This window comes from Heyndrickxia camelliae, from assembly GCF_002844575.1.
GTDB classification, from domain to species: Bacteria; Bacillota; Bacilli; order Bacillales; family Bacillaceae_C; genus Margalitia; species Margalitia camelliae.
Window position 1 is genome coordinate 424,817 of sequence record NZ_PIQO01000001.1, and the last position, 23,094, is coordinate 447,910.

Genomic DNA, 23,094 nt, shown 5'->3' on the forward strand with positions numbered 1-23,094 from the left:
AGATGGCAAAACGTACGAAGAAAAACGATGCTGACCAAAAGAATAAAAAGGGCTTTGATTCTGCAGTACTGAATGAGGAATTTGCTCATGAAATGGGAAGTGCTGCAACCAATAAAATCCATAAGGATAAAGCGAAAAAAGAAAAGGCTGCTAAGAATAATGGCAAGTACAAGGGTCAATAAATAAAAAGTGTCCAATTGGACACTTTTTATTTAGTTTTTTAAATAGTTTTCTAACCGATTTAATCCTTCCGAAAGTTTTTCCATCGAGCAGGCATAGGAAAGTCTGAAATATCCTTCCCCAAACTTGGAGAAAGCACTTCCTGGCACCACGGCGACTTTGTTTGTATGCGCCAAATCGACAGCGAAATCAAATGATGGCATTTGATATTTTTCAGGAATTTTGACGAAAAAGTAAAAAGCTCCATCCGGTTTTACATATTCCAACCCCATTTTTGTTAGTCTTTCACAAACAAAATCGCGTCTTTTTACATATTCGATGCGCATAGGTTCAGCATCATTATAGCCATTTGTAAGTGCTTCAAGTGCTGCCATCTGCGAAATGGAGGAAACGCATGAAACATTGTATTGATGGACCTTTAAAATATGTTTGGAGATATTTTCAGGAGCAAATAAGAAGCCTATTCTCCAGCCTGTCATCGAATGTGATTTCGATAATCCGTTAATGATAATGGTTTGATCCCTTAAATCAGTTGCGATAGAATAATGCTTATTTTCATATACTAATTCACTATATATTTCATCCGCAATAACAAAGATATCTTTTCCTTTAAGAAGCTTAGCTATATCCTTTAAATCGTGTTCTGTTAGGCTTACACCTGTTGGATTGGATGGATAAGGTAAAATAATGCATCTAGTTTTATCGGTTAGATAGGGTTCTATTTTTTCTGCAGTCAGTTTGAATTGGGAGTCCCTTGTATCTACATGAACTGGTACTCCCCCTGTCATTCTTATAATGGGTTCATATCCAGGATATATGGGGCCTGGTAAAATTACTTCACTACCTTCTGCTAGTATAGTTCTTAAAGAGACATCTATCGCTTCACTTGCACCAACTGTGACAATGACTTCTTTTTCGGGATCATACTCCAAGTTATATTTATGTTTAACAAAATTATTTGCCGCATTTCGTAATTCTAAATAGCCGGCATTATGTGTATATGTAGTAAAATCCTGTTCGATGGCTGCTATTCCTGCTTGCTTCACATGAGGAGGTGTCTGAAAATCAGGTTGTCCTATAGTAAGAGAAATCATATCTTCCACACCACTGACCATATTGGAAAATTTCCGAATGCCGGATATCTCTATATTTAAAACTCTTTTATTAAGTAAGTGTTCCACTTATTTTCCATCCTTCCAATTAATCTTTCTTCTATATTACCACGTATTGAAAGTTTGTTTTTATATTTTTGCTATAAAGCTGTTTTGCATTAAAAAAATTTAATAACAGAAGAACACGTCTCTTCATTTTCGTGTTATATTTACAGTATTGATAGTTACGAAGGGAAGTAGCATAATGACATTGGAAAATGATGTTTTATTGGAAAGTTATACAGACGAAATGGAGATAATAGAATTTCAATTAAGAAACAATAAATTCGGAATTGACGTTATTAAAGTAAAGGAAATTATTCAGCCTTTGCCTGTTACGTATGTACCTCATGCGCATCCATACATGGAAGGGATTGTTCAACTGAGGGGAGAGGTTTTGCCAGTAATTGACTTAGCAAAGGTACTGAATATAGATCAGAGTGAAGATGAGCTAAATGAGAAATATATTGTTTCCGAGTTTAAGCAAGGAAAAGTGATTTTTCATGTACATGAGGTTAGTAAAATTCATCGAATTTTGAGGGATCAGATAGAATTGCCTGATGAAATGGTCGCAAGTAGTGGAAAGCAAGTAATAGGTATAATAAAAAACGCAGACAATATGATATTAATGCTTGATTACGAAAGTATTATTTCAGAAATGAATCCAGCTGCAACCAACTGAGTTCGCTCAAAAAAAGAAGAGCATCGAAATGCTCTTCTTTTTTTTATCCTGAAAGTATTAATGGTAACTATCTCCAAGCCTTTTAAAAATCGGTCTTTCTGTACGCGGTTTTCGTCTAAGGGTACGGGAACTATTCATCTCCCTTAAGCCGGTATATGTCTGTAATAATTGCTTAGCCTGATTTAAAGGCATTTGGCATTTTGGATTCCGTGTATAGCGATCTAACTTTCCGAGATGAGGAAGTGTTTTAAAGTCTTCTTTTGTCGGGGGAATATGAAACGAATAATCACCGCATTGTACAAGAACATCTGATTGCTGCTGACTATATTTTGGATTATCAGAAAAATGAAGACCTACTTTTTTTGCTTTTCCTTCTTGAACCATTTTCTCAATTGCTTCTCTTTTTAATTTATATAAAAACTTTGGATTTATGGCTGTCTTTGCATGCCGATTTACAGTGAAAATAGCATGTGAGAGGTTTAATATAGAAGGTGGTAATGGAGCGGAAGAGTGTGAATTCAAAAAAACGAACTCCTTTCCATTGTGAAATAATTTTGAAATTGATTAATTTTATTATACTACTATTTCGAGGGATTGGAAAGGCTCTCTCCAAAGTAATAAATGTTTTGTGAAAATATCATCAATTTATTGACAGGACAATTATGACCAATTTATAGTTATGGGTGTTAACAGTTTAGGGGGTGAACTATATTTGGAAAGGGATAAAATAAAAACTTTAATAAAAAGATATGAAGATGTATATTTATTTGCTACAAAAAGAATATCTTCTCTAATATCTGATATGGTGTTGGAGGATCTTTCTATTGAACAGTATTCCATGCTTAGAATTATTTATCATCAAGGGCCGCTTCGAGCGGCAGAATTAACAGAACAATTATGTGTTCATAAAAGCGCTATTACTGCTAAGGTAGATAAATTAGAAAGTAAGGGCTTTATTTCAAGAGAAAGAGATCAATCCGATCGCAGAAATGTATACATAACCGTTACAGAAGAAGGTAAAAAGATTTGTGAAAAAGTAGAATTAAAAATAGAAAAGTTTGTCGAGCAATACTTAGAAGAGCTTGATACTGAAGACTTGGAACTATTTATCAATCTTTATGAAAAGATAACCAATATCATTCAGAAATCAAAGGAGGTAGAGTAATGAATGAAGTATGTTGTTCGGTTTAGATGGCTATTGTTAGTTTTTTGGGTGGTGATGGCAGCTGTTCTCGTCTGGCAATCTCCAAATATGGAGAAACTTGTTAGAGAAAAAGGCCAGATTACTGTACCAGATGGTTATCCATCTGAATTAGCTTCTGAAATAAAAAAACAACACACAAGTGAAAAAGGTGGATCAGAATCCTTTATTATTGTATTTCACGATAATGTAAAATTGAACTCTAGTCAAATCCGAAGTATTCATACAACCATTCAGAAAATACAAGATAAAAAACAAGAATTTAATGTAAATGGAGTTACAACTCATTTTGACCAACAAGAGTTAAAGAATCAATTAGTATCAAAAGATGGTAAAACCATACTAGCCATACTCGATGTGAATTTAGGAAATAGGGATATTAGCAGCATCAGAGATAAACTGGAGAAGGCTATCTCTACTCCTAATGTTGAGACGTTGATGACAGGAAATGGGCTAATTAATGAAGATGTTGTGATTAGTTCGCAAAAAGGACTTAAGAAGACGGAATTAATTACTGTAGCCTTTATCCTAATTGTTCTTATTCTTGTGTTTAGATCCATAGTAGCTCCAATCATTCCTCTAATAACGGTTGGATTAACTTATTTAGTAAGTCAATCGGTTGTTGCGTTTTTGGTAGAAAAAGTAAATTTTCCATTATCGAATTTCACACAGATTTTTTTAGTCGCCGTTTTATTTGGAATAGGAACAGATTACTGCATCTTATTACTAAGTCGTTTTAAGGAAGAATTATCAAAGGGAAACGAAGTGGTTCCAGCGATTATAACCACTTACAGAACTGCAGGGAAAACAGTTTTGTTTAGTGGAATTGCAGTTATGATTGGCTTTGCATCTATAGGTTTTGCGAGCTTTAAGCTATATCAATCTGCATCTGCAGTTGCTGTAGGAGTAATATTTCTTCTTTTGGCTCTGCTATCCATTGTTCCTTTTTTTATGGCAACGCTTCGAAAGGTCATTTTTTGGCCACTTAAAGGAAATATTTCTCATTCTGAAAGTAGGCTGTGGGGATGGGCAGGGAACTTGGCCATTACACGTCCTTTCATCGCACTTGGGATTGTTGCTATTATTACAATTCCATTATTAATAAGCTATAATGGAAAACTTTCTTTTAATTCCTTGGATGAACTTGGGAATGACTATGAATCAGTTCAGGCATTCAATATTGTTTCGGACAGTTTTGGATCTGGGGAAATAATGCCGGTTACCGTGTTCCTGGAAAATGATGAATCGATGAAATCTAAGGAATATTTGGGATTAATAGAAAATATCAGCCGTGATTTATCCAAGGTAGATCATATCGAAAAGGTGCGCAGTGCTACACGTCCTGTTGGAGATGTGATGAAAGAATTATATGTAAGAAATCAAGCTGGTACTATCAGTGAAGGAATTGGGAAAGGAACGAAGGGCATCGGAGATATAAAATCCGGCTTGGATACCGCTGCTAAGTCTTTAAGCAAAAATGAACCAAAACTCAAAAGCGTAACAGCTGGTATTGGTAATCTTCAGTCGGGAACAAAATCATTACAGTCAGGTATCACAGATTTACAAACGGCGCTTGAGCAAATAGAAAATGGGATTCGTAGTGGATCAAATGGAGCTTATAATTTAAAGAATGGAATTATCAAGGCCCGCCAACAAACCTACACATTAAAAGCTGGAGTAAATCAGCTGCTGATAAACTATCAAAAGATGCATCGAGGAATTCAGCAATTGCAGACTAATTATAACCAATTATCTAATGGAATAACCTCCATCCAAAATAGTCTAGTTAATTTAAACAACCATTTTGTCCAGCTAGAATCCAAATATAGTGAACTGAAAGAGGATCTGGACTATCAAACCATTAAGCATACGGTACAAGGAGCTATTCAGAGCCTTGAGGGAAGCAGTGGAGCAATGATTCAATTAAATAAAAATCTGTCAACCATTAATGATGGTTTTCAGCAAGCTAATAAAGGCTTAAGTGATGTTTTATCCGGAATATCCAAATTTGCAAAGGGATTTGATCCAATAATAGCTGGATTAGACCAATTGGAATCAGGTATAACTAAGGCAGCTGATGCTCAAGCCCAGGTTATTCAAAAGCTTCCAGATGTTTCAAATGGATTAGAAAAAATTGCAGATGGCCAATCACAGCTGCAAAAAGGGTTTGGGTCTATTGACGGGCAACTGTCAGAGCTGACAAATGGACTTCAACAAAGTACAGACGGATTAGGGAAAATTGAGTCAGGATTAAATGATGCTAGTAACTATTTAAGTAAGATGGCAGTTGATACTAATCAATCAGGTGTATATATTCCAGATGAATTATTAACCAATACTGATTATCAAACGGCATTAAATACTTATATTTCGAAAGATGGGAAAATGACAAGTTTTGATTTAATCTTGAATCAAAATCCTTATTCAAATGAAGCAATGCGGACGATTAAGCATATAAATCAAGCGTTAAAAACTTCATTAAAAGGAACGAAACTAGAAAATGTCCATATAGGGATATCAGGTGTTACAAGTATGAATCGCGATTTGAATAATATGTCTAATGCAGATTACAGTAGAACAGTTATGTTCATGCTTGCAGGAATAGGGATTATCCTAATCATTCTTTTGAGGTCTCTTATCATGCCGATTTACTTAATATTATCTTTATTACTAACCTATTATTCTTCTATTGCAATGACAGAGTTGGTATTTGTTCATATTCTTGGATACTCCGGAATTAGCTGGGCGGTTCCATTTTTCGGATTTGTTATATTAATGGCATTGGGAATTGATTACTCTATCTTTTTAATGGATCGGTTCACAGAATATCGAAATTTACAAGTAAGAGAAGGTATTTTAATAGCGATGAAAAATATGGGGACTGTTATTATCTCGGCTGCGATTATACTTGCAGGAACATTTGCAGCAATGCTTCCATCAGGTGTAATGTCATTATTGCAAATTGCTACTCTAGTTTTAACTGGGCTATTATTTTATGCCTTCATAGTGCTTCCTCTATTTGTTCCCGTAATGGTAAAAGCAATAGGAAAAGTAAATTGGTGGCCATTTATATCGAATAAATAGAAAATAATATATATCCTTTATTTTAGTGTCAGACTCTTATAAAATGGATGAGTCTGACATTTTTTGTGGGTATTATATTTTTTAAACAAAAGGCATTGATATCAAGATGTAATTAGTTAAAATTAATTATTTTATCTTTCGTTCTATTCGTTTATACTGATAATTAGTAAAATAGACATAAATAGATAAATAGTGACAATTTTTTTGAATAGAAGAGGACCTGGGGATAAAAAGGGATGGTTATATGAAGCAGACAAATAGGATACATACAAAGAAAGAATTGGTACATCCTGAAAGTACACATGAAGAAAAAATGCTTCGTGATATTTTCTTGCATCAAATTTCAGATATGGTTTTTATCATGAAAGTAGAACCTGGTCCAAAGTTTCGATATGTATTTGTAAATCAAAAAGGACTGGATCATGCAAATCTTAAGGAAGAGCATATTGGCTGTCTTATGGAAGAAGTATTGCCGGAAGAAACTGCCGCTCATTTAAATATATATTATCAACAAGTTTTAGAAACAAATGAAACGGTCATTTTTACCGATTATATTCAAGTTAATGAAAATGAAAACAGAATGTTTGAATCCCGTCTTACTGGAATAAATGATCAAAATGCTATTTCCTATATTGTTGGCATTACGCGTGATGTTACAGATTTAATTGAAACAAGACAAAAATATCAATCCTTAGTGGATCATAATATGGACACCATTTTTTCTGTTAATAAAAACGGTAGAATAGTAAGTGCAAATCCTGCAAGTATGAAGATGATCGGTTATACAGAAGAAGAACTTATTAATCGATCTATTTACGAATTAATAGATAAGAGCGGTGTTCGGGAAATATTCAGAGTAATGTCTAACACGCTATCTGGAGAGCCCCAGGAAACGAATGACTGCACATTTATTAATAAATATGGGGTTAAGTTATATGCGCAGCTAAAAACGGTTCCTATTGAAATAAATGGTGAAATTCAAGGAATATATGTCATCATTCGTGATACTACAGAGCAATGGCGAACAAACGAAAAGATGAATTATATGGCGATGCACGATCATTTAACTGGATTGTGGAACCGTCCTGCTTTATTGGAGCATCTACAAGCGGAAATTACGAAATCAATGATTAAAGAACAGGAATTTGCTATTTTTTATATCGACTTAGATCGCTTCAAATATTTTAATGATACTTTAGGACACCAAGCAGGGGATGAATTGTTAAAGCAAACTTCCGACCGATTATTAACCTTAAATGTTCCGTATTATCGTGTATATCGTTTAGGTGGAGACGAATTTGTCATTATTATGCCGCGAACAAAGAAGAAGGAAGCGGATCGTGTTGCAGGGAATATCCTTGCATTGTTTCATGAACCATTTAATATCTATGATCAAGACTACTACTTGACACCATCCATTGGAATTAGTCTTTTTCCCGAAGACGGGATCGACGCTGAAAGTTTGATTAAAAATGCTGACAGTGCACTCATACAGGTGAAAGAAAAAGGGAAGGGACATTATCGTTTTTATCGCACCGAAATGAGTGAAGCATTTCCAAACTACATATTAATGGAATCACATTTACGAAAAGCAATTGAGAAAAACGAATTTATTATGCACTATCAGCCGCAAGTCAATTTACTTGACGGCAATATTAAGAGTTTTGAAGCTTTGATTCGTTGGAATAACCGTATATTTGGTTTCGTCTCTCCTGCGCAATTTATACCATTAGCAGAGGAAACAGGTTTAATAATCTCGATTGGTGAATGGGTTATTAACACAGTTTGCGAACAACTGTCGATTTGGAGAAAGAAGGGTTTTGAAGATATTCGTGTTGCCATTAATATCTCACCAAAACAATTGCTGGATCCAAACTTGCCATCTGCTATTAAGAAGGCATTGTTATTTTATAATTTACCGCCATCCTCCATTGAAATAGAAGTCACCGAAGGGGCAATGGAAGATACGAAGAATGCTCTAACTATGTTGAAACGTTTGAAAGATATTGGACTAGTAATTTCTGTTGATGATTTTGGTACTGGTTATTCTTCATTAAATTATTTGAAAAAATTTCCGATAGATATTATTAAGATAGATCAGTCATTTGTAAAAGAAATACAAGTAAATGAGAAAGATGCTGCCATTACCAAAACAATTATCAATCTTGCCCATAATCTAGGAATGGAGGTAATTGCAGAGGGTGTAGAGGAAAGCGATCAGGTACAATTCCTCATCTCTGCCCAATGTCTTAAAGCGCAAGGCTTTTATTTCAGCCGTCCGGTAAGTGCGGATGAAATAGAAAAAAATGTACTATGTGTATAATATAGATTTCATTCCTAATCATAGTATAACCGCTTCTAAAAAATGGAAGCGGTTATTTTTGTCTCTGTTCTGATTGCAAAAAGAAGACTGTTATTTCGGGTACGGATAAAAAACGAAAAGGTAATCGAGTTGTTCCTAGACCACGATTAACATATAAAAAAAGGGGTGCATTTTTATTTATAAGATATTGTCCTTCAATATATCTTCTTCCATATGGAGGAGTAACCAATGGCCCATAAAACGGTAATTTTACTTGTCCGCCATGGCTATGTCCGCTTAATTGAATGTCTGCACCAATAGCAGATGCTGCATCTGCCATATCCGGTGCATGGGATAGGAGAATAGAAAAAGCATTTGTGGGTATCCCCTTGAGTGTTCTTGGAATATCAGGTTTTCCTAACATAGCATCATCAATTCCTGCAATATAAATTTTATTGCCGTCCTCTAATTCAACCGAAGCTGTTTGATTTCTTAAGACGTAAAAGTTTGCATCTTTCATCATTTGCAAATATATTTCTGTACCATAACCACCATGGTCGTGATTTCCATAAACCGCAAACTTTCCATAGGGTGCTTTTAATTGTTGTAATGTATTGCAAAGTTCTTTTTTGAAGGGATACTGATTTGGTTTGTCCATTAAATCGCCTGTGAAAAAAATAATATCCGGTTGCAAATTATTTATAGTTGCTATATGTTTTTTTAATTGTTCCAAATTATACTGAAAACCAAGATGTGTATCACTAAATTGAACGATTTTACAGCCATGAAAGCTTTTCGGAATGTTCTTATGCTGTATTGTAACTTGATTTATTTCTAGACGATGGGGTTCGAGATAACGGCTGTAAAAATATCCGCCATAACTAAAGCCAATTAATGCCAAGAAATACCTAATTGTATTTAACAAGAACCGTCTTCGGGATATGGGATTACTCATTTTTTTTCATGAAGCCACATAAAATATTTGATAAGTTTTCCATTTGAATCGCGATATGCTTCTCTCCTTCACGCCTTATCTATTGAAATCTTAAATATTTAAATGTATATTCTATTTATATTGCGATGTTAAATGAATAATAATTTATAAGATAGAAAAGTTTTAGAAATATCGTGAATAGATAGGAAAGGGGTTATTTTCATGCAGAAACATGAGCATATGGACGTTTTCTTTTTACCGACAAGGTCCGGAATGATAAAAATCTATTCATACGGTTTTTCATCTGGCGAATCATGGGGTCAGGTTTTTACTGAATACAATGATATTACGGTATCTGTTAAAGGATATAATCAAAAGAAGGCAATTATTAAATCGATTTCTAGATTAAATGATTCATTGCTTAATAAAAATAGAGATAAGTAGAGATCAAAAAAGGGTTATGAAGCCCTTTTTTTGCATCTAAAGAATTTGAATATTTTTAAACTTCCGGTTTCATGTTAAAATGAAGGGAGATAAACAATCAAAAAAATGAATGACTAATCATTCATTAGTGAAGGGGGAGGAAATGAATGAAGGATCAAGTAGTGATTATCACAGGTGGTTCAAGTGGAATGGGGAAATATATGGCTAAGAGGTTTGCAGAGGATGGTGCAAAGGTTGTAATTACTGGCAGAGATGCTGGAAGACTGCAAACGGTGAAAGAAGAGTTAGAGAAAATACATTCAAATATTCTTACTGTTCAAATGGATGTAAGAAAACCAGATGATGTACAACGTATGGTTGAGGATACGCATAACCGTTTTGGAAATATTCATTTCCTTGTCAACAATGCTGCCGGGAATTTTATTTGTCCTGCAGAAAAACTGTCCATTAACGGCTGGAATTCCGTGATAGACATTGTGTTAAATGGAACATTTTATTGTTCCCATGCAGTCGGTAACTATTGGATTGATAAAGGCATCAAGGGAAGTATCATTAATATGGTTGCAACATATGCATGGAATGCAGGACCGGGAGTCATTCACTCCGCATCTGCTAAAGCTGGTGTACTTGCTTTAACAAGAACCTTAGCGGTGGAATGGGGAAGAAAATATGGAATTCGTGTAAATGCGATTGCGCCTGGCCCAATCGATAAAACAGGTGGAGCAGAAAAGTTATGGGAATCGGAGGAAGCGGCAAAGAGGACCATAAATAGCATTCCATTGGGCAGATTAGGGAACCCGGAGGAAATTGCAAACTTAGCAGCATTTTTATTTTCAGAAAAATCCTCTTATATAAATGGAGAATGCATAACAATGGATGGAGGTCAATGGTTGAATCAGTATCCTTTTTAATGATTGGGGGCCGTACATATTGAAGCTTTTTGGAAAAGAGCATTATATTACAAGTTTTTCCGCAAAGAATAAACCAAAATTCTTTGTTGATTTAGGGGAAACATTTCAGGTCGAAACGCATGATTGTTATGGAGGAGCTTTCACCAATGAAAGCCAATTGAGAACAAGTGTGAGCATTGATTATATTAATCCAGCAACTGGTCCCATATATATCAATGATGTAAAAAAAGGGGATATCCTTTGTATTGAAGTGAAAAATATAGAATTAGATTCCCAAGGTGTAATGGTTCTTTACCCAGGAATGGGTACTTTAGGTGATAAAGTAAAGGTAGAAGATACAAAGATTATTCCAATTGTAGAAAATACCGCTTACTTCTCGCAACATCTTCAATTCCAAGTTCAGCCAATGATTGGAGTTATTGGGGTTGCTCCGTTAAATGGGGAGGTATTATGTGAATCACCTGGGGACCATGGAGGGAACATGGATACAAAATATATCACTTCCGGAAATAAGTTGTACCTACCTGTTTATCATGATGGTGCTTATTTAGCATTAGGTGATTTACATGCAGCAATGGGGGATGGCGAGTTAGATGGTTCTGGTATCGAAATTGGCGGCAAAGTTACCCTAAAAGTAACAAGAAAAGAAAAACAGCCGCTATCTTTACCGATTGTTGAAACAAAGGAATCTTTTATGTTTATTGCATCAGAAAAAACCGTAGAGAAGGCTTCAGAAAAAGGTATGGTTGCTGCTGTAGAAGCCATTCAAAAAAAGCAATCCTTGACATTTAATGATGCATACCGCTTACTTAGTGCATTGTGTGATATTCAAATTAGCCAACTGGTCAACCCGTTAGTAACAATAAGAATTAATGTGCCGAAGTACTTGCTTCATAATTAAATGAAAAATCCTTGCTAATTTATTGGCGAGGATTTTTTCATGTGTTTGTCGAACAAAAATAGCTGCAAGATAGAAACCTACAATTTGTAGTGATCTTGATAATATCCTATATAAATGGCAGGAGAAAGAATTATCAATAATTCCGACGGCATGTCTGTTTCTAAAGAAATTTTGCGAATCATTTTATGCATATCAACATGTTTCTATTGTTACAATGAGAAAAGAGAGTCAAGCATCGGAAAGGAGAAAGGAATGTTGCAAAAATCAATCATTATCTCTGTTATGAGTGTATTTTATTTAGTTTTAATTGCAATGCTATGGCGAAAGGAAAACATGTAGATTACAAGCCATTTGTAAAGGAAGGTTTTTGTTACACAAGTTGCACTTAGCGAAAAAGCACGACCTTTATACGAAATCAAAGGATTTTCCGTTATATTACATTCTTTTCTTTTCTTATAATGAGACTGCCAAAGTGAAGAAATTAGGTAATAGATTATACATTTATGAAAATATGAGCAAATAAGATGAAGGCCCAGTTGTGTTTAAAAGTGATTTTCAGGGTGTACGTTTAAAAAAAGCTGGCGGCTGTTGGAGAATTTATGAGATTCTTTACTCTGTTCCGGAAAATATCATACATCCATCTAATGAAACAGAGAGACATCAAAATTTATTTTATAAAGAAAAAAGTGTAAAGGATAATATAGATACTATCTCTAACCCCTATGAGTCCTTCATTTTACCAACCAATATTCAACCATTTTAGATGTTTATTATGAAGCTTGGAGTGTAACCTCATCTACCTGTGAGGTTTTTATTTTGAGTTTTTTCATTGCAATCCTTATCTATATTCTCTTATAATGTTTTTATTGCTTGCAAAAATTGCTTAGGCTAATCGTAAATAAATATCGATTTTTGATGGTTAGAAATGAACATTCGGGAATGATAAAATTAGAAAAGTAAATGTGAGTACCTCTAAATAGGTAAATTGCAAGAGCGAGCAGATTATGCTTGATTGTTGAAAGGAGTTTATATATGTCTCAGTTGTTAGGTATTATACAAAGATTAAAAGCAATGCAGGAAGGTAATGAAGCAGGTGATATTCAGCAACGTCGTTTTGAAGTAAATGGAAAAACACTTTGCCAAGTAAAATACTTTCCAGCAACGGAAACATTTGAATTGGAAGTATATGGTGATGATAAAAAAACGAATAAGTACCAATTTGATGATATTGATATCACATCCATTGAAATCTTTGATTTAGTACAAGAAGAAAGAAATCCATCCTAGAGCCTAATATGGCTCTTTTTTTTGTTTCAAAAAGGTTATAATGAGTGATGGGACAATATAACAAAGGGTGGAGGAGAAAGTAAATGATATTATACATCATCCTGGGAATTCAAACACTTATTATGCTGCTAATGGTTGCAGAATTAATGAACATTAGAAAAGAAATAGCGGATGTAAAAGACTTAGTTAAAAAGAAAATACAGACGAAATAAACATGATCTATAGCCGAAAATCTAGTTCTTATTTCCATGATATATGATAGAATATGTAGGGGAATATAAATATAAATGAGGGAGTTTTATAATGATTTCCTTGCAAAGCCATGAATTTTTAGAACCAAAGATTAGTGATTTTATGATCCCATCGGAGAAGGTTGCGCATGTGCAAGTCGGCAATAGTCTGGAGCATGCATTATTAGTATTAACAAAGAGTGGCTATTCTGCTATTCCAGTTTTAGATGCGAAATTTAAATTGCACGGCTTAATCAGCTCGTCTCTGATTACAGAATCTATTCTTGGATTGGAAAGAATCGAATTTGAAAAATTAAGTGATTATAAAGTTGAAAATGTAATGACGAAAAGAATTCCTCGCGTAAAATTAGACGATCAATTTGAAAAAGCACTTGGATTACTAATTGACCATCCATTTCTATGTGTCGAGGATGATGAAGGTTATTTTGCAGGTATTTTTACTAGAAGAGCTTTGTTGAAAGAACTGAATCACCATATACACAAACTGAATCATTTTTAAAGCTCCATTTAGGGGCTTTTTTGCTTTATAATGTAATTTTAGTACTAATAAGATATAATATAAGAAAAACTTATAGAGGTTGAAAAATGTCAACGACTGAATTTCAATTATTAACAGTACTGGCACAAGAGATGAATATGAGAAAGGCAGCTGAACGATTATTTGTTTCCCAGCCGGCTCTTTCCCAGCGATTACAAAATATTGAGAAGCAATGGGGGACAAAGCTCTTTATTCGTACACAAAAGGGACTGACCTTAACTCCATCTGGTGAATTAGTCATTCGTTTTGCTAATGAAGTATTGGAAAAGGAAGAAAAGGTTCGAGAGGAATTGCAGTCCTTGGATTCAAAGATTCATGGAACATTGAAAATTGCCTGTGCATCTATTGTTGGTCAAAATTGGCTTCCCCAGGTATTAAAGAGCTTTGTTGATCAGTATCCGTTGGCCAAGATTTCTTTAATAACGGGTTGGAGCAGTGAAATCCTAAAATCATTATATGAAGATGAAGTACATATAGGAATTTTGCGTGGTTCAACAGATTGGAAAGGACCAAAAATTCATTTGTTTGAGGACACATTATACCTAGTTGATAAGGAAATTGATAAAATTGAAGACGTGTTAAAAACGGATCGTCCATTTATTCAATTTAAAAGTGATTCCAATTACTATCAAGAAATTCAAGATTGGTGGCACCGTGAATTCCAGACTACTCCAAAGAATACCATTGTGGTTGATCAAATTGAAACATGCAAACAGATGACTTTTAATGGAATTGGTTATGCCATTTTACCTTCTATTACGTTAAATGAATCCGCAAAAAATATGAAGAAAATACCTTTAATTGGCGGACGTGATCAGAGATTAAAACGTGATACATGGCTGCTTGGATACGAGTCAGCATTTGAGTTAAAACAAGTACAGGCATTTATCGGTGTGGTGAATGATTTTTTAAAAACCCAACCACACACAATCTAGTGGAATATACTTGTACAGTATGATTTAGTCTGTTAAAGTAATGTGAGAAATAGAATTTATACAAATGGAAATTTTGAAAGGGGAATACAACAATGAAAATGATGGATGCGAACGAAATTATATCTTTTATTTCAAACAGTAAAAAATCAACGCCTGTTAAGGTATATGTAAAAGGAAATTTAGAAGGAATAGCTTTTGGTGACAGTGTTCAAACTTTCATCAATGGGAATACAGGTGTCGTTTTTGGAGAATGGTCTGAGATATCTGAGGTACTTAATACATATAAAGAACAAATTGAAGATTATGTGATTGAAAATGATCGCCGTAATTCTGCGATACCATTATTAGATCTTAAAGGAATTAACGCTCGCATTGAACCAGGCGCAGTTATTCGCGATCAAGTAGAAATCGGCAATAATGCAGTTATCATGATGGGGGCAGTCATCAATATTGGTGCCGTGATTGGTGAAGGAACGATGATTGATTTAAATGCAGTACTAGGTGGACGAGCTACTGTAGGGAAAAACTGTCATATTGGTGCAGGTGCTGTCTTAGCAGGTGTGATTGAGCCACCTTCTGCTAAACCGGTTATCATAGAAGATGATGTACTAGTTGGCGCAAATGCTGTAATCTTAGAAGGTGTAACGGTAGGGAAAGGTTCTGTTGTTGCAGCGGGTGCTATTGTAGTTAATGATGTTCCGCCAAATACAGTGGTTGCTGGTGTTCCTGCTAAAATAATTAAAGAAATTGATGAGAAAACAAAGTCCAAAATTGAAATTAAACAAGAGTTAAGAAAGCTGTAAATTTTTCCAAGCCTGGCACATTGCAGCCAGGCTTTTTCAAAAAGGAGTTAATGAAAATGGAGAACATACATCCATTTGTACAAATTCGGCGCGAGTTACATCAAATACCTGAATTGGGTTATCAGGAATTTAAAACACAAGCATATTTATTACGCTACTTAGAAACACTGCCACAAGAACGCTTCGAAATAAAAAAATGGAAGACAGGATTATTTGTAAAAGTTCATGGTACATCACCGAAAAGAATGATTGGTTATCGTACTGATATTGATGGCCTGCCAATTGAGGAACAAACAGGCCTGCCATTTAAATCCCAGCATGAAGGTCGAATGCATGCTTGCGGTCATGATTTTCATATGAGTATAGCATTAGGTGTGTTAACACATATTGTCCATCATCCTGTACAAGAGGATATATTATTCATATTTCAGCCGGCTGAAGAGGGACCAGGTGGGGCTGAACCGATGCTAAAAAGCGACATTATGAAAGAATGGAAACCTGAGCTAATTTTCGCCCTACATATTGCTCCTGAATATCCGGTCGGAACAATTGCTATCAGAGAAGGATTGTTATTTGCCAATACCTCTGAATTATTTATCGATTTAAAAGGAAAAGGTGGACATGCAGCATATCCTCACCAAACACGAGATATGGTTGTAGCAGCTTCTTACTTGGTTACCCAACTGCAATCCATTATATCGAGGAACATCGATCCATTAGATAGTGCGGTTATTACAGTCGGAAAAATAACTGGTGGCACCGTACAAAATATTATCGCAGAAACAGCAAGGCTCGAAGGAACAATCAGAACATTGTCACCGGAAGCAATGCAGAAGGTCAAGCAGCGAATTGAGGCTATTATAAAAGGAATCAGTACAAGCTTTGAGTGTGAAGCAGTGATTGACTATGGGGCGATGTATCATCAAGTATATAATCATGCAGAGCCAACAAGGGATTTTATACAATATCTAGAGAAAAAAGAAGGCGTAAATGTATTTATTTGCAAGGAAGCAATGACTGGCGAAGATTTTGGTTATATGCTTAAAGAAATTCCGGGATTTATGTTCTGGCTAGGGGTTGCTTCCCCTTACGGATTGCATCACTCCATGTTAAATCCTGATGAAAAAGCAATTGAATTTGCCATCAATGTAGTATCGGAATACATTTCACAAATATAAAAAGGGAAGAGGCACAACCTTTTTGGAGGATGTGCCTTTTTCATGTTTGCTCCATTTTCTACTCTCACTCAGGTTTTCATCAATTGCCACTATTTTTTCTGCGGTTTCCTCACTTTTTTCCACACTTTTCTCTGGTATTTCCTCAGATTTCCCCTATTATTTCACACATACCCAGGTTTTCATCAGTTCCCGCTATTTTTACCGCGGATCCCTAACCTTTTTCCGTACTTTCCTCGGGTATTTCCTTAGATTTCCCCTACTATTTGACACACACTCAGGATTTCATCAGTTCCCGCTATTTTTTCCACGTTTCCTCACATAATTCCACACTTTCCTCGGGTATTTCCTCAGATATCCCCTATTATTTCACACACACTCAGGATTTCATAAGTACCCGCTATTTTTACCGCGGTTTCCTCACATAATTCCACACTTTCCTCGGATATTTCTTCAGATATCCCCCATTTTTCCACACGCACTCAGGATTTCATCAGTTCCCACACTTCCCTCGGTTTTCCCAAGTTTTAGAGGTTGGATGGTGGACTTCAGTTCCTTATTTGTGACAAAACGGGGACAATTTATTAAATTCGTGGATTTCTTTTCCTATATATAGCATTAAAGCAGCAATTTCATTTCTCTGTGATTTTATAACAATAACTTTGACCTATTTCCGCAAAAGTCGTAATACAAGGTCAAGGTCATTTCCTAGAATTTATGACCCTTGGAGTCGACTAATTCATTATGTGTTACTTTTCAAAATTAATAGAAGGAAAAACAACTTCTAATTCCCTACTGCCAATTTCAGTTATAATGATTGCCCGTGATGTTGGATGTCGCTTGATCCAATTTAATTCAAGCATCCTTTCCAAGATTGCATTTCCAAGTGCTCCGCCTAAGTGATAGTGACGCTCACTCCAATCAATGCATTTCAAAGAAAACTTTCGCTTTTTTCGTTTTAATTGTTCGATATCAATTTGAAATTCAGAAAAAAATTGCTTGCCATTTTCGGTAACTATAAACTCTTTGTAATCTTCTTTGATATATCCCATATTCAGCAAACTTTTAGTAAGGTTAACTCCTAATTTTCCCGCAAGATGATCATAACAAGTTCTAGCACTTTTTAAGGCTTTCATTTCGGTAGATTGTCTCAAGGATTTAATTTCTACGGGGGGTGAAAGTGCCAGCAATGACTCTAGAATCTGAGCAATCTCCGAATTTGCAAGCCGATAATAACGATGTCGTCCTTGGCTTTCTATAGTAACCATATTTAATTCCGCTAATTTTGCTAAATGAAAGCTTGCTGTTTGCTGCTTAATTCCAGCTTGATAAGCGAGTTCGCTAGCAGTATGGAAGCGGTTATCCAGTAATGTTGTTAAAATTGCAGCTCTTGAAGTTTCACTAACAAGGGAAGCAACCTTTGCAATATTAGGACTTATACTCATATTTTCTTTCAACTCCTTTTAATGTATTTCATATTTCGATGTTAATGGAAATATTCCTGCTTTACAATAAAAACGATAAAGGAAGAGGAGATGACTGAGATGACTGAAATGAATCAAATAAAAAGACGAGTAAATCATATGTCTATTACACCAAAAATTTTATACTATGGGACACCAGTAATCTTGTTAAATACACTTAATGAGGACGGTACGACAAATATAACGCCGATCTCGTCTTCGTGGGCATTGGGGGACTGTATTATTTTAGGTATTGGTTTAGGAGGAAAAGCAATGGAAAATCTTCAAAAACATAAGGAATGTGTGTTAAACATCCCGGATTTCTCACTTTGGAGACAAGTTGAGGCACTGGCTCCATTTACAGGTAAGAATCCTGTTCCGGAGGAAAAACAACAACTTGGATTTTCCTATAAAAAGAATAAATATAGTGCAGGGCATTTTACGGAGCAAGCATCTTATATTGTTAAACCTTCCAGAATTAATGAATGCCCGATTCAAATAGAAGTAGAGGTTAAAGATATAAGAATACCAGATCATACTCCATTTTTTGGCATAATTGAAACGAAAGTATTAAAAGTCCATGTGCAAAAAGAGTTAGTGGCAGGAGATCATCATATTGATCCAGAAAAATGGAATCCGTTAATCTATAATTTCCGGCACTACTTTGGATTAGGGAAACCGTTAGGAAAAACATATAGAGCAGAGGTTTAATCTAACGAAATTACTTTCAAAATATTTAGATTGATATTTTAATAGCGATTGTTTATGATAGTCTATAAATTCACTTGGAGGAGTTTAAATGATTAAAAAATTGACAACATTAGACCACGAGCAAGTAATGAAATTTTTAATGGATGAACCATCTTTGAATTTATTTATTATCGGAGATATTGAAGCATTCGGATATGATTGTGATTTCCAAGATATATGGGGGGACTTTGCGGAAACTGGGGAACTTAGAGGAGTGTTGCTGCGCTATTACCACTCTTATATTCCGTATGGAAAAGACAATTTTGATCTAAATGGATTTGTAGATATTTTGACAAGAGACCCAGAATTCAAACTTTCAGGTATAGAAAGGATTATAGACAGATTTGAAGAAGCAATTGAAGGGGACCTTGGCAGAAAGCAAGTAACCTATTTTTGTGAGTGTAGGAAAGCACAATTCAAAGGTGAAAGTGCGAACCTTTCCAGTGTAAAGAAAGCTAATTTAGAGGATATTGATAGAATCCTAGAGTTACGGACGAAGATACAGGAATTTGTTCCAAATCCACATGCAAAAGAAATGATGATAAAAGGAATGGAAATAGGAAAGGCCAGAACATACTACATAGATGCAGAAGGAGAGATGGTTGCTTCGGCCTCTACAACTGCTGAAAATTCTATATCAGCCATGATAGTTGGAGTGTGTACAGCTCCAGAACATCGGAAACAAGGGTATGCAAGCCTCGTAATGGAAAAATTAATGGCAGATATTTTGGAAGAAGGAAAAACATTGTGTTTATTTTACGATAATCCTGAAGCAGGAAGAATTTATAAACGATTGGGATTTGAAGATATTGGGAAATGGACAATGTATCGCTAACAAAAATCAGACTTCCGATTTATTGGAAGTCTCTTTTATTATGGAAACATTGCGTTTCTAAATTTATGTCAAATAGATTGGACATTTTAAAAAATACATGGTACTTTAATTTATATAAATCTTTTTAATGGTGACGGCTATGAAAAATAAGATTAAAGAATTAAGACGAAAGCTTGGTTTAACACAAGAAACTTTAGCATATAATTGTGGAGTCGTTAGGCAAACAATTAATTGTGTGGAAAATGATAAATATGATCCGACTTTGGATCTAGCTTTCAAAATAGCCCAGAACTTACATGTAAAGGTAGATGAGTTGTTTATTTATGAGTAAATTTAATGAGGAATATATCATAACGATGAAGGATATTGTGCGGGAAGGGGATCCGATTTTACGTCAGGTGACAGAAGATGTTTCCGTTCCGCCAACAAGTGAAGATTTGGATACATTAAAATGTATGCTGCAATTTTTGAAAAATAGTCAGAACCCAGAAATAGCAGCAAAATATAAATTAAGATCTGGGGTTGGCTTATCCGCCAATCAGATTGGTATTAATAAAAAGATGTTTGCCGCTTATTTTCATGATGAAAAAGGTAATCTTCATGAATACGGGCTGATGAATCCCAAAATCATCAGCCACTCTGTTTCAATGATTTATATTACTAATGGAGAAGGTTGTCTTTCCGTAGACAGAGATGTCCCTGGATATGTCCCGAGATATGAACGAATAAAAGTCAAGGCAATAGATATGACAGGGAAGGAAGTTTCCTTAAAATTAAGCGGTTTTGCGGCTATTGTTGCTCAACATGAAATTGATCATTTGAATGGTATCATGTTTTACGATCATATTAATAAGCAAAATCCTTTCAAACTTCCCGAAAATGTAGAAATTAATAGCTTATTTTAAGAAAAAAACGAAGCGAAATTGCTTCGTTTTTTTCATTGTAATGAACTTTTTTAACGTTAATTGCATATTATCATAATATTTGAGGTTGTTTAAAATAAAAGTAGAAAGTTCCAACTATTTACTGTATGCTGATAAATGTGAATATATAGAAAAAGGAGGACCTATAGTGGTAGGTTCATTTATGCCTGCAATTTTATCTTTTGCGTCTGTATCCATTCTTTGCCCATTTTTCATTCTTTTATTAAAAAAATTAGGCTTAACGCAGCCAATTAGAAAAGAACTGCCAGCAGACCATCAATTAAAAAAGGGAACCCCCTTAATGACAGGGAGTATTTTTTCCATAGGTGTAATGATTGCATTATTATTTAACCATTCTCCATTGATGATATTTCTTGCTATTACCTACTTTTTATTTGGTTTAGTTGGTTTTTGGGATGACTTTTGGAAAGCATCCAGACAAGATCCTGGTGGGATATCTGGTAAAACGAAATTAGTCTTTCAATTTTTATTTACTGGAGTATTACTTTATTATTTAGTATCTATTTTAGGCATTGATACAAACATCAGAATAACAAGTAATCTAGTTATTTCTTTGCCAATGATCGTCTATATAATCATTGTTGGGTTATTTGTAATAGGTTCAGCAAATGCTATTAATTTTACAGATGGTATGGACGGACTTTTAGGTGTTGTTTGTATTCCAACGTATTTTTTCTTTTACATCATCACGGATAGTATCGAAGTGCAAATTTTTTGTTTGATGATGATCGCTTGTGTCCTTGCCTTTCTTATCTATAATATATATCCTGCAAAAGCATTTATGGGGGATACAGGTTCTTTAGCAATTGGCGGTTCACTTGCTTTTTTAGCTGTTTATGAAAAAGTCGAAATCATTATTCCCATTTTGTTTTTTGTTTATTTTGCAGAACAACTATCGGTGATTATGCAAGTAAGCTATTTTAAGTTGACTCGTAAACGAATCTTCCGAATGACGCCTATTCATTTTCATTTCGGGTTAAAATACGGCTGGTCGGAAAATATGATTGTGATTGTTTTCGGTTTCATTTCTTGGATCTGTACGTTTATTTGTTTAATTTATTGGAGATTCTTTTTAAATCTATAAATGCAGTAATCATTGTTCCAATAAAGAAAAAGGGCAGCCATGCGATACATACAATGGCAAAAAGCTTCCATGGGTGAAAATCAGCAATTATCATAAAAAATCCGCTAATCATAATCCCGAATAATAAATAAATCGTTATTATCTCCATGACACACACTCCTTTTAGTTATTATAAGGAGCAGGAAATAAATTGTTTGGGCTCTTAGCAAAAAGGACTGGGCATTTTTTCTATGCCTAGTCCTTTTTGAAAATATTATGCTTCTGCTACTTGTTCATCTAATGTTTCTTTAATGATCTTCCTTATTTTTCTTTCCACATCCGCTTGTTTTCCGTTCTTTGTTTTTGCAATAACACGGAGGACAATATCAGATGAGCTAAAGGATTGAACTCCTAAAACATTGGGTCCTTCTACAATATCCTCATCATGGAGTTTTAAAGTGTCGCATGCTTTTTGAATTATATTCATTGCATCATCGATATTAGGATTATCACTAACCGTAATATCTACTAATGCCTGCATATTACCCCTAGAATGGTTACTTAAGCTTGTTATTAAACGGTTTGGAATAAAATGAAGAGTTCCATCCATCGAGCGTAACTTTGTAGTCCGTAGACCGACTTGTTCGACGACTCCTGAAAAGCTTCCCGTTGTCACGTAGTCATCTACATCTACTTGTCTCTCCAGCAATAAAAAGAAACCAGTAACCACATCGCTTACTAATCCCTGTGCGCCAAAACCTATCGCTAATCCAACAATGCCTGCACCTGCTAATAGTGCGGTAACTTCTATATCAAATAGTTGAAGCACGGTTACAAAGAAAATAAAAAACAATACATAGGAAAATAAATTTTCACATAAACTTTCCAATGTTTTTGAACGGCTGGTAGAGACAAGCGGGTTTTTCGCATGGTTAATAAAAGCTGTATGAATAATTTTCCTACCAATCGCCTTAATAATGATGTAGATGATATAAGTGACAATGACTTTCAGTACGAGTGTTCCTACTTTTACTAACAGTGCCATCCAATCAAATTTCATTACATTCTGTACTATAAAATCCATCTATTTCTTCCTCTCTCTCATTTCCGTTGTTGTCCATTCTCTTACTAATGAGAACGGATATATTCATCACATTATCATACAACATTTACTTATGGAATAAATGGTTTTTAACTATCATTTAATATATTTGTTTATTTTTTAATAAAAACGGGAAAAACATAAGGGTACAAAAAGTG

Annotated in this window: 27 protein-coding genes; 21 read left to right on the forward strand and 6 right to left on the reverse strand. The window is 34.8% G+C overall.

Annotation, left to right across the window (positions count from 1 at the left end; genetic code table 11):
• The first annotated feature begins 2 nt into the window (after positions 1 to 2).
• The gene (locus CWO92_RS02120) at positions 3 to 182 is read left to right on the forward strand and encodes a hypothetical protein (protein WP_101352518.1); all 180 of its coding nucleotides are present in this window, start codon (positions 3 to 5) and stop codon (positions 180 to 182) included.
• A gap of 30 nt (positions 183 to 212) precedes the next feature.
• On the opposite strand, the gene CWO92_RS02125 is transcribed toward CWO92_RS02120, so the two are convergent.
• Positions 213 to 1,361, reverse strand: a complete 1,149-nt coding sequence (locus CWO92_RS02125; protein WP_101352519.1) for an aminotransferase A — start codon at positions 1,359 to 1,361, stop codon at positions 213 to 215.
• Positions 1,362 to 1,536: 175 nt separating this feature from the next.
• Between CWO92_RS02125 and CWO92_RS02130 the strand changes: the two genes are divergently transcribed.
• On the forward strand, positions 1,537 to 2,013 hold the full coding sequence (locus tag CWO92_RS02130; protein WP_101352520.1) for a chemotaxis protein CheW: 477 nt from the start codon (positions 1,537 to 1,539) through the stop codon (positions 2,011 to 2,013).
• A gap of 57 nt (positions 2,014 to 2,070) precedes the next feature.
• Here CWO92_RS02130 and CWO92_RS02135 read toward each other — a convergent pair whose 3' ends face one another.
• A complete protein-coding gene (locus CWO92_RS02135) occupies positions 2,071 to 2,535 on the reverse strand; it encodes a YkyB family protein (protein WP_101352521.1) in 465 nt (154 codons plus the stop codon).
• 190 nt (positions 2,536 to 2,725) lie between these two features.
• On the opposite strand from CWO92_RS02135, the gene CWO92_RS02140 reads away from it, so the two are divergent.
• The 3 genes from CWO92_RS02140 to CWO92_RS02150 all read left to right on the forward strand — a co-directional run bounded on the left by CWO92_RS02140 (position 2,726) and on the right by CWO92_RS02150 (position 8,621).
• The gene (locus CWO92_RS02140) at positions 2,726 to 3,178 is read left to right on the forward strand and encodes a MarR family winged helix-turn-helix transcriptional regulator (RefSeq protein ID WP_158175580.1); all 453 of its coding nucleotides are present in this window, start codon (positions 2,726 to 2,728) and stop codon (positions 3,176 to 3,178) included.
• Positions 3,179 to 3,181: 3 nt separating this feature from the next.
• Complete coding sequence (locus CWO92_RS02145) at positions 3,182 to 6,298, forward strand: MMPL family transporter (protein WP_101352523.1); 3,117 nt, start codon at positions 3,182 to 3,184, stop codon at positions 6,296 to 6,298.
• Between the two features lie 244 nt (positions 6,299 to 6,542).
• The gene (locus CWO92_RS02150; protein WP_233269753.1) at positions 6,543 to 8,621 is read left to right on the forward strand and encodes a bifunctional diguanylate cyclase/phosphodiesterase; all 2,079 of its coding nucleotides are present in this window, start codon (positions 6,543 to 6,545) and stop codon (positions 8,619 to 8,621) included.
• A gap of 52 nt (positions 8,622 to 8,673) precedes the next feature.
• Here CWO92_RS02150 and CWO92_RS02155 read toward each other — a convergent pair whose 3' ends face one another.
• Positions 8,674 to 9,525: a metallophosphoesterase gene (locus CWO92_RS02155; RefSeq protein WP_321207750.1), complete on the reverse strand. Its 852-nt coding sequence runs from the start codon at positions 9,523 to 9,525 to the stop codon at positions 8,674 to 8,676.
• 231 nt (positions 9,526 to 9,756) lie between these two features.
• On the opposite strand from CWO92_RS02155, the gene CWO92_RS02160 reads away from it, so the two are divergent.
• The 11 genes from CWO92_RS02160 (at position 9,757) to CWO92_RS02200 (ending at position 16,782) form a co-directional block, all read left to right on the forward strand.
• Entirely contained in the window at positions 9,757 to 9,978 is a 222-nt protein-coding gene (locus CWO92_RS02160; protein WP_101352525.1) for a hypothetical protein, read from the forward strand.
• Positions 9,979 to 10,124: 146 nt separating this feature from the next.
• Positions 10,125 to 10,889 carry a 2,4-dienoyl-CoA reductase gene (gene fadH / locus CWO92_RS02165; RefSeq protein ID WP_101352526.1) on the forward strand — a complete coding sequence of 255 codons (765 nt, stop codon included), beginning with the start codon at positions 10,125 to 10,127 and terminating at the stop codon, positions 10,887 to 10,889.
• A gap of 19 nt (positions 10,890 to 10,908) precedes the next feature.
• Entirely contained in the window at positions 10,909 to 11,790 is an 882-nt protein-coding gene (locus tag CWO92_RS02170) for an acetamidase/formamidase family protein (RefSeq protein WP_101352527.1), read from the forward strand.
• Between the two features lie 379 nt (positions 11,791 to 12,169).
• Positions 12,170 to 12,313, forward strand: a complete 144-nt coding sequence (locus tag CWO92_RS26735; RefSeq protein WP_496197107.1) for a DUF3993 domain-containing protein — start codon at positions 12,170 to 12,172, stop codon at positions 12,311 to 12,313.
• Between the two features lie 15 nt (positions 12,314 to 12,328).
• Positions 12,329 to 12,553 carry a hypothetical protein gene (locus CWO92_RS02175; RefSeq protein ID WP_101352528.1) on the forward strand — a complete coding sequence of 75 codons (225 nt, stop codon included), beginning with the start codon at positions 12,329 to 12,331 and terminating at the stop codon, positions 12,551 to 12,553.
• Between the two features lie 269 nt (positions 12,554 to 12,822).
• Positions 12,823 to 13,077, forward strand: coding sequence for a YkuJ family protein (locus tag CWO92_RS02180; protein WP_101352529.1), 255 nt, complete (start codon positions 12,823 to 12,825; stop codon positions 13,075 to 13,077).
• Positions 13,078 to 13,160: 83 nt separating this feature from the next.
• Positions 13,161 to 13,289 (forward strand): hypothetical protein, encoded by a 129-nt coding sequence (locus CWO92_RS26245; protein ID WP_268877574.1) that lies wholly within the window; start codon positions 13,161 to 13,163, stop codon positions 13,287 to 13,289.
• Positions 13,290 to 13,380: 91 nt separating this feature from the next.
• Positions 13,381 to 13,827, forward strand: coding sequence for a cyclic-di-AMP-binding protein CbpB (gene cbpB, locus CWO92_RS02185; protein ID WP_101352530.1), 447 nt, complete (start codon positions 13,381 to 13,383; stop codon positions 13,825 to 13,827).
• 86 nt (positions 13,828 to 13,913) lie between these two features.
• On the forward strand, positions 13,914 to 14,801 hold the full coding sequence (gene ccpC / locus CWO92_RS02190) for a transcriptional regulator CcpC (RefSeq protein WP_101352531.1): 888 nt from the start codon (positions 13,914 to 13,916) through the stop codon (positions 14,799 to 14,801).
• 92 nt (positions 14,802 to 14,893) lie between these two features.
• Positions 14,894 to 15,604, forward strand: a complete 711-nt coding sequence (gene dapD, locus CWO92_RS02195; RefSeq protein ID WP_101352532.1) for a 2,3,4,5-tetrahydropyridine-2,6-dicarboxylate N-acetyltransferase — start codon at positions 14,894 to 14,896, stop codon at positions 15,602 to 15,604.
• 56 nt (positions 15,605 to 15,660) lie between these two features.
• Positions 15,661 to 16,782: an N-acetyldiaminopimelate deacetylase gene (locus tag CWO92_RS02200; protein WP_101352533.1), complete on the forward strand. Its 1,122-nt coding sequence runs from the start codon at positions 15,661 to 15,663 to the stop codon at positions 16,780 to 16,782.
• A 746-nt stretch (positions 16,783 to 17,528) separates the two neighbouring features.
• Here the strand turns inward: CWO92_RS02200 and CWO92_RS02205 are convergent.
• Positions 17,529 to 18,224: an ArsR/SmtB family transcription factor gene (locus CWO92_RS02205; protein ID WP_101352534.1), complete on the reverse strand. Its 696-nt coding sequence runs from the start codon at positions 18,222 to 18,224 to the stop codon at positions 17,529 to 17,531.
• Between the two features lie 108 nt (positions 18,225 to 18,332).
• Between CWO92_RS02205 and CWO92_RS02210 the strand changes: the two genes are divergently transcribed.
• The 5 genes from CWO92_RS02210 (at position 18,333) to mraY (ending at position 21,855) form a co-directional block, all read left to right on the forward strand.
• Entirely contained in the window at positions 18,333 to 18,953 is a 621-nt protein-coding gene (locus CWO92_RS02210) for a flavin reductase family protein (protein WP_101352788.1), read from the forward strand.
• Positions 18,954 to 19,041: 88 nt separating this feature from the next.
• A complete protein-coding gene (locus tag CWO92_RS02215) occupies positions 19,042 to 19,827 on the forward strand; it encodes a GNAT family N-acetyltransferase (protein ID WP_101352535.1) in 786 nt (261 codons plus the stop codon).
• Positions 19,828 to 19,966: 139 nt separating this feature from the next.
• Positions 19,967 to 20,158, forward strand: coding sequence for a helix-turn-helix transcriptional regulator (locus tag CWO92_RS02220; protein ID WP_101352536.1), 192 nt, complete (start codon positions 19,967 to 19,969; stop codon positions 20,156 to 20,158).
• Entirely contained in the window at positions 20,151 to 20,732 is a 582-nt protein-coding gene (def, locus tag CWO92_RS02225) for a peptide deformylase (RefSeq protein ID WP_101352537.1), read from the forward strand. Before CWO92_RS02220 ends, def begins: the two co-directional genes overlap by 8 nt.
• Before the next feature lie 166 nt (positions 20,733 to 20,898).
• A complete protein-coding gene (gene mraY / locus CWO92_RS02230) occupies positions 20,899 to 21,855 on the forward strand; it encodes a phospho-N-acetylmuramoyl-pentapeptide-transferase (protein ID WP_437177495.1) in 957 nt (318 codons plus the stop codon).
• Here the strand turns inward: mraY and CWO92_RS02235 are convergent.
• Positions 21,815 to 22,003, reverse strand: coding sequence for a hypothetical protein (locus tag CWO92_RS02235; RefSeq protein ID WP_101352538.1), 189 nt, complete (start codon positions 22,001 to 22,003; stop codon positions 21,815 to 21,817). The two genes, mraY and CWO92_RS02235, sit on opposite strands and share 41 nt — an antisense overlap.
• Positions 22,004 to 22,108: 105 nt before the next feature.
• A complete protein-coding gene (locus CWO92_RS02240; protein WP_101352539.1) occupies positions 22,109 to 22,918 on the reverse strand; it encodes a mechanosensitive ion channel family protein in 810 nt (269 codons plus the stop codon).
• Between the last annotated feature and the right edge of the window lie 176 nt (positions 22,919 to 23,094).

Coding starts and splice junctions, on each gene's coding strand:
- CWO92_RS02120 (WP_101352518.1), top strand. CDS start 3: ATGGCAAAACGTACGAAGAAAAACGATGCTGACCAAAAGAATAAAAAG.
- CWO92_RS02130 (WP_101352520.1), top strand. CDS start 1,537: ATGACATTGGAAAATGATGTTTTATTGGAAAGTTATACAGACGAAATG.
- CWO92_RS02145 (WP_101352523.1), top strand. CDS start 3,182: ATGAAGTATGTTGTTCGGTTTAGATGGCTATTGTTAGTTTTTTGGGTG.
- CWO92_RS02150 (WP_233269753.1), top strand. CDS start 6,543: ATGAAGCAGACAAATAGGATACATACAAAGAAAGAATTGGTACATCCT.
- CWO92_RS02160 (WP_101352525.1), top strand. CDS start 9,757: ATGCAGAAACATGAGCATATGGACGTTTTCTTTTTACCGACAAGGTCC.
- fadH (WP_101352526.1), top strand. CDS start 10,125: ATGAAGGATCAAGTAGTGATTATCACAGGTGGTTCAAGTGGAATGGGG.
- CWO92_RS02180 (WP_101352529.1), top strand. CDS start 12,823: ATGTCTCAGTTGTTAGGTATTATACAAAGATTAAAAGCAATGCAGGAA.
- CWO92_RS26245 (WP_268877574.1), top strand. CDS start 13,161: ATGATATTATACATCATCCTGGGAATTCAAACACTTATTATGCTGCTA.
- cbpB (WP_101352530.1), top strand. CDS start 13,381: ATGATTTCCTTGCAAAGCCATGAATTTTTAGAACCAAAGATTAGTGAT.
- ccpC (WP_101352531.1), top strand. CDS start 13,914: ATGTCAACGACTGAATTTCAATTATTAACAGTACTGGCACAAGAGATG.
- dapD (WP_101352532.1), top strand. CDS start 14,894: ATGAAAATGATGGATGCGAACGAAATTATATCTTTTATTTCAAACAGT.
- CWO92_RS02200 (WP_101352533.1), top strand. CDS start 15,661: ATGGAGAACATACATCCATTTGTACAAATTCGGCGCGAGTTACATCAA.
- CWO92_RS02205 (WP_101352534.1), bottom strand. CDS start 18,224: ATGAGTATAAGTCCTAATATTGCAAAGGTTGCTTCCCTTGTTAGTGAA.
- CWO92_RS02210 (WP_101352788.1), top strand. CDS start 18,333: ATGAATCAAATAAAAAGACGAGTAAATCATATGTCTATTACACCAAAA.
- CWO92_RS02215 (WP_101352535.1), top strand. CDS start 19,042: ATGATTAAAAAATTGACAACATTAGACCACGAGCAAGTAATGAAATTT.
- CWO92_RS02220 (WP_101352536.1), top strand. CDS start 19,967: ATGAAAAATAAGATTAAAGAATTAAGACGAAAGCTTGGTTTAACACAA.
- def (WP_101352537.1), top strand. CDS start 20,151: ATGAGTAAATTTAATGAGGAATATATCATAACGATGAAGGATATTGTG.
- CWO92_RS02235 (WP_101352538.1), bottom strand. CDS start 22,003: ATGGAGATAATAACGATTTATTTATTATTCGGGATTATGATTAGCGGA.
- CWO92_RS02240 (WP_101352539.1), bottom strand. CDS start 22,918: ATGGATTTTATAGTACAGAATGTAATGAAATTTGATTGGATGGCACTG.